The organism is Roseicyclus sp. (assembly GCF_052168335.1).
In the GTDB taxonomy this organism is placed as follows: domain Bacteria; phylum Pseudomonadota; class Alphaproteobacteria; order Rhodobacterales; family Rhodobacteraceae; genus Roseibacterium.
Genome location: NZ_JBQLZP010000439.1, coordinates 1 through 6027, shown reverse-complemented (window position 1 = coordinate 6027; position 6027 = coordinate 1). Strand labels below are relative to the sequence as shown.

Genomic DNA, 6027 nt, shown 5'->3' with positions numbered 1-6027 from the left:
TCGAAGATCACGCGGCGGTCGGCGATCTGCGGCGGCTCCTGCGGGCGGACGCGCTCGACGATGTCCGGATTCGCCGGGATCGGGCCGTAATGCTCCTCGGCCAGCGCGCGGACCTCGTCGGGCGTGACGTCGCCCGCGACGATCAGGATCGCGTTGTTGGGCCAGTAATGCGTGTCGTAGAACTCGACCAGCGCAGCGCGGTCGAGCCCCTGCATCTCGTGGCGCCAGCCGATGATCGGCACGCCGTAGGGGTGGTTGAGGAAGAGCGCCGCGCGCATCTGCTCGTTGAAGAGGCCGCCGGGGGTCGAATCGACCCGCTGCGCGCGCTCCTCGAGGATCACGCTGCGCTCGGTCACGACCTCCTCGTCGGCGAAGCGGAGATCGCGCATCCGGTCGGCCTCCATCTCCATCATCAGGCCGAGGCGGTCGGAGGCGACGCGCTGGAAGTAGCCGGTGTAGTCCCAGGACGTGAAGGCGTTGTCCGAACCGCCGTTCGCCTCGACCACGCGGCTGAACTCGCCGCTCTCGAGTTCGTCGGTGGCCTTGAACATCAGGTGCTCGAGGAAATGCGCCACGCCCGAGACACCGGGCGGCTCGTCTGCGGCGCCCGCGCGGTACCAGAGCATGTGGGTCACGGCGGGGCTGCGGTGATCCTCGATCACCACGACCTGGAGGCCATTGTCGAGGAAGAACTCGGTGACGTTCTCGGCGGCCTGCGCGGCCGTGGCGGCGAGCGTCAGGACGAGACCGAGGGCGATGCGGCGCAGCATTGAACAAGCCTCCCGTCGAAGCATCTGGTCGCCGCAGCATGTATGCCCCGGCGCGGCGGCATCAACCGCCATGACGCAAGCGTGACGGGCGGCGCGGATTATTCGGTCTGCGGCGGGGCGGCGGGCGTCCGCACGCCCATGCGGCGCAGACGCTCGAGCTCGGCGTAGCGGTCGAGGGCCTGCGGGCGGTAGGCCTCGAAATAGACCGTCGTGCCGAACATGCGCTCGAGAATGCGGCCGTTGTTGCGCTGGCGGTAGGCTTCGTCCTCGGCGGCGAGGACAGGGCGGATGTCGCCGCTCACGCCGAAGCGCGTGGCGTAGCTGACGAGGCCGCCGCCCGCGCCCGCGCCGCGCGCGGCGTTGCCGCCGAGCGCCGCGATGGCGTCGGCCTCGGGATTCGGGTCGACGCGGTTCGGCGCGCCGGGCGTCGGCTCGGGCAATTCGGCGAAGCTCTGGGGCATCTCGAGCGGCGCGGTCGGCAGCACGGCGAACTCGTCCGGCCCGTCCTCGGTGTTCCGGAGGTTCATGAGCTGCGGCGTGCCCGAGGAACAGGCCGCCAGCGCCAGCATCGAGGCTGCAAGGATCGCGGATTTTCTCAGTCGCAGCATGCGCCCCTCCTTTGCGATCCCCCGTCTAACGCATCGCGGCGACGGCGTCACGACTCCTTCTTCGGGCTGTCGGCGAAGATCAGGAGGCCGATCGCGCCCATTACGATCCCGATGTCTGCCACGTTGAAGGCGAAGGGGTTGCGGATGCCGCAGCAGGACATGTTGAGGAAGTCCACGACAGCCCCCACCAGCAGCCGGTCGAGCGCGTTGCCGAGCGCGCCGCCGATCACCGCGCCCGCCGAGATCAGCGCGATGGGCCGCGTCAGCCCCGTGCGCGCCCACCACAGGAGCCAGGCCGCGATGGCGAGCGCGAGGCCGAGGAGCACCCAGCGCGTCACCTCCGGCCCGCCGGAGAAGAGGCCGAAGTTTATGCCGGTGTTGTAGCCGAGCTTGAACACGAGGAAGGGCGGGAAGACCTCGATCACGCCGCGGTCGATCAGCCCCGCCCAGTGCAGGACGAGGTATTTCGACACCTGGTCCGCGAGGAACCAGAGCACCGCCGTGATGTAGAGAAGCCGCATCCGCCCCGTCCTTTCAGTGCCGGAAATGCCGCATGCCCGTGAACACCATGGCGAGATCGCGCGCGTCGGCGGCGGCGATCACCTCCTCGTCGCGCATCGAGCCGCCGGGCTGGATCACCGCGGTCGCGCCCGCCTCGGCGGCGGCGAGCAGGCCGTCGGCGAAGGGGAAGAACGCGTCCGACGCGAGGACCGCGCCCACCGCCGGGCTCTCGGGCAGGCCGAGCGCCTCGGCCATGTCCTGCGCCTTGCGGGCGGCGATGCGGCTCGAATCGACGCGGCTCATCTGGCCCGCGCCGATGCCCACGGTCGCGCCGTCCTTCGCGTAGACGATGGCGTTCGACTTCACGTGCTTGGCGATCGTCCAGGCGAAGATCATGTCCGCCATCTCGCGCGGCGAGGGGTGGCGGCGGCTGACGGCGCGCAGAAGCTCCTCCTCGATGCGGCCAACGTCCTTGTCCTGCACGAGGAAACCGCCCGCGACCTGCCGGAAGGCGAGCGCGGGCTCGGTCGGCGAGGGCAGGCCGCCCGTCGTCAGCAGGCGGAGGTTCTTCTTCGCGGCGAAGACGGCCTTTGCCTCGTCGGTGGCGTCGGGCGCGATCACGACCTCGGTGAAGATCTCGACGATCCGCTCGGCGGTGTCGGCGTCGAGCGTCCGGTTCAGGGCCACGATCCCGCCGAAGGCCGAGGTGCGGTCGCAGTCGAAGGCGCGGGTATAGGCCTCGGCCAGCGACTTGCCGCGCGCAACGCCGCAGGGATTGGCGTGCTTGATGATGGCGCAGACCGGCCCGTCGTCGGGGTGGAACTCGGCCACCAGCTCGAAGGCGGCGTCGGTGTCGTTGATGTTGTTGTAGCTCAGCTCCTTGCCCTGGTGCTGGGTCGCGGTGGCGACGCCGGGGCGGCGGGAGCCGTCGGTGTAGAAGGCGGCCGCTTGGTGCGGGTTCTCGCCGTAGCGGAGCGGCAGGGCGAGAGTGCCCGCGAAGGCGCGGCGGCGGGGCGTCGCCTCGCCAGAGGCCTCCGCCAGCCATGCCGAGACCGCCGCGTCGTAGGCCGCCGTTCGCGCATAGGCCGTCAGCGCGAGCCTCTGGCGGAGCGCGTAGGGCGTCGCACCGCCGTGTTCCTCGAGCGCCTCGAGGAGGGCCGGGTAGTCCTCGGGGTCGGTCACGACGGCGACATGGGCGTGGTTCTTGGCCGCCGCGCGGATCATCGCGGGTCCGCCGATGTCGATGTTCTCGATCGCGGTCGCGTAGTCCGCGCCGCCCGCCACGGTCTTCTCGAAGGGGTAGAGGTTTACCACCAGAAGGTCGATCGCCGGGATCGAATGCGCCTCCATCGCCGCGAGATGCGCGGGCTCGTCCCTGAGCGCCAGGAGGCCGCCGTGGACCTTGGGGTGCAGCGTCTTGACCCGTCCGCCCATCATCTCGGGAAATCCCGTGATCTCGGACACGTCCGTGACGGTCAGGCCCGCCTCGCGCAGCGCCCGCGCCGTCCCTCCCGTCGACACGACCTCGACCCCGCGCGCGGCCAGCGCCGAGGCGAGCTCGGTCAGGCCGGTCTTGTCGGAGACGGAGATCAGCGCGCGGCGGAGCGGAACGGCGTCGGTAAGCGGGCGGTGGAGCGCAACGGCGTCGGTCGGGGCGGTCATCGGGGCGGCAGTCCTTTCGTCGGTGTCGTTCGGCGGGCGGGTCAGGTTCGGCCGGGGGGCAGACGGCCGTGCGGAAGGAAGGCGATGGGACGCGCGAGGCTCCAGCCGACGACGGTGCCATAGCCCTTCATCCGGGCGGACAGAACGATCTGTTTTGTCGCGCGCGGCCGGAGGCGCCGTCCGTCGAAGTAGAGCGAGGGCTTGAGCGAGAGCACTCCGTTGCCGGAATGCCGGAAGACCCAGGTCTCGCCGGAGGGCAGCGTCAGCGACACCGCCGTGCCGCCGAGGTCGAGCGAGGCCTTGACCTCGGGGTGCAGGTGGAAGCGCAGCGCGTAGCGCAGGCCCTTGTCCGAGGGCAGGCGCGCATAGGCGGCGTCGAGCTGCGTGCGATCGGCCGGTGTAAATGCGGCGAGCGCGTCCTCGCCCCGGAGAAGCGTGCCGTTGTCCTCGAGCGTCAGGTTCCGAAGGTGCGTCAGGCCATGGGTCCGCCGCCAGCCGTCGTGCGACATGGTCACGCCCAGTCCGGCCTCGGTCGCCTTGTCCTGCACCAGGACCTCGGCCGGGCCATCGGCCAGCGGCGGGCGCTCGGACCCGTCCGCCGCGTAGCCGGGCGCAAGACGGGCCGAGGCATACCCCTCGAGGCAGAGCGTGGAATGGCTGTCGGTGGCGCGGCCGACCATGCGCCATTCGGGCTCGAACCGCGCGCCCGAGCCGCAGGCGACGATCAGCGGGTCGTCGGCCGAGGTCATCTCGAAGCCGAGCGTTCCGGCGTGGGCGGATGTCGCGCGCGGTCCCGTCATCGGCGGCGCGGCGTCGGCGATCACGGTGACGCGGCCCTGCGCGAGGCGCGCGAAGCCCATGGCGAGCCCCTTGGCCTGCGTCGGCCGCACGCCGGAGAGGACCAGCGCGGCGACGAGCCGCCCCGGCGCGCCACGGCCGCCGCCATGCGCGCGCACGAGGCTTCCGTCGGCGTGGCGCAGGCTCCGCAGCGTGGGCGCGATGCGCTGGATGGCGCCGTCCACCGCCGGGTCCGTCCCGCGCCCCGTTTCGGCGAGGAGCTGGGCAATCCAGGTCAGCAGCACGAAGACTTCGAGAAGATCCTCGGGGTTGCGCGTGGCGATGCCGCCCTGCGCGTCGATCTCGCGCGCGCATTCGTTTCCCAGCGCCTCGAGCGCGGGATCGAGCTGGCCCTCCATCCCCATGAGCGCGCAGGCCGAGTAGACCAGGCCCGTCAGCGCCTCGAACCGCGCGAGGCCGGGGGTGGCGCGCTGCCAGCGCGTCGCGAGGAACGCCGCCTGACGCCCGAGGACGCGGTGGAAGGCGCGGCTCTCGTCGCGCTCCATGCCGTTCAGGAGGAAGAGCGCGTGGGTAATCCAGCGGATCTGCCGCCTGCCGGTCAGGTCCGGGGTCCAGCCGGGGCCGCGCCCGCGCCCGTAGCGCCGCGCCCAGTCCAGCACCCAGGCCTGCGCCGTGGCGCGACCCTCGGCCTTGGGCAGCGCGGCGAGGTCGCCCAGCCACTCGAACCCGTGCAGCGCGTCGCGGAAGGCCTCGTTCGGCGGCGCGATGTCCCAGGGGCTCCGCCCCGGCGCGTCCATCAGCGCGCCGCCGAAGCGGAAATTGCCCGCCATGAGCTGCCGTCCGGCCACCACCGACCCCGGAAAGCGCGGCTCGGGCCGCCAGACGAGGCCCCCCGCGCGCGGCCCGAGGCCCGCCCGGAACGCCGCGAGGCGGTCGGCCAGCGACAGGCCCGGCGCGCGCCGCGCCGGGGTCAGGCCGGGCGTTCCGGTCAACGGATGCAGGGTGTCGGACATCGGCCTGCGGGGACTGCTCTTGTGTTCGTTGGCAACAGGATACAGGCGGAGGCCCCTCCTGTCACGCCTACAGCTTGTTGCCGGCGCGCCGTCAATCGCGGGTCAGGCAGGCCACGTAGAACCCGTCGAGGCCACCCCTGTCGGCCCAGAAATCCGGCCGCGTGCGCAGGCCCCCCTCGGGCGTCGCCCAGTCCGCCTCGCCGCCGAGCGCGCCCGGGTCGGCGGGCAGGACGCGAAGGCCCTCGTGGCGCTTGAGCGCGGCCTTCACCTGGAACTCGCCCTCCACGGGCAGGAGCGAGCAGGTGCAGTAGACGAGCCGTCCCCCGGGCGCGAGAAGGCCGATCGCGTGGTCGAGCAGGCGCATCTGCAGGCGCGTCAGCGGCTCGACCTCGGCCTCGCGCTTGACGAAGGGCAGGTCCGGGTGGCGGCGGATCGTGCCCGTGGCCGTGCAGGGCGCGTCGAGGAGGATCGCGTCGTAGCGCCCCTCGTGCGCCAGCGCGTCGCCGACCACGATCTCGGCCGATAGCCCGGTCCGCGCGAGGTTCTCGCGCAGCCGGTCGAGCCGCGCGTCCGAGATGTCGAGCGCCACGACTTCCGCCCCGGCGGCGGCCAGTTGCAGCGCCTTGCCGCCGGGGGCGGCGCAGAGGTCGAGGACGCGCGTGCCCGCCACATCGC

Annotated in this window: 6 protein-coding genes; all 6 read right to left on the bottom strand. The window is 72.2% G+C overall.

What is annotated here, in order from left to right:
• Window positions 1-770: M16 family metallopeptidase (locus tag ACTS11_RS13400; protein WP_442640808.1), on the bottom strand; the 770-nt coding region annotated here is incomplete at its 3' end.
• A gap of 98 nt (window positions 771-868) precedes the next feature.
• A complete protein-coding gene (locus ACTS11_RS13395) occupies window positions 869-1378 on the bottom strand; it encodes a DUF3035 domain-containing protein (RefSeq protein ID WP_442640807.1) in 510 nt (169 codons plus the stop codon).
• A gap of 47 nt (window positions 1379-1425) precedes the next feature.
• On the bottom strand, window positions 1426-1899 hold the full coding sequence (lspA, locus tag ACTS11_RS13390; protein WP_442640806.1) for a signal peptidase II: 474 nt from the start codon (window positions 1897-1899) through the stop codon (window positions 1426-1428).
• A 13-nt stretch (window positions 1900-1912) separates the two neighbouring features.
• Complete coding sequence (purH, locus tag ACTS11_RS13385) at window positions 1913-3541, bottom strand: bifunctional phosphoribosylaminoimidazolecarboxamide formyltransferase/IMP cyclohydrolase (RefSeq protein WP_442640805.1); 1629 nt, start codon at window positions 3539-3541, stop codon at window positions 1913-1915.
• 41 nt (window positions 3542-3582) lie between these two features.
• Window positions 3583-5352: a heparinase II/III family protein gene (locus ACTS11_RS13380; protein ID WP_442640804.1), complete on the bottom strand. Its 1770-nt coding sequence runs from the start codon at window positions 5350-5352 to the stop codon at window positions 3583-3585.
• 91 nt (window positions 5353-5443) lie between these two features.
• Window positions 5444-6027: RsmB/NOP family class I SAM-dependent RNA methyltransferase (locus tag ACTS11_RS13375; protein WP_442640803.1), on the bottom strand; the 584-nt coding region annotated here is incomplete at its 5' end.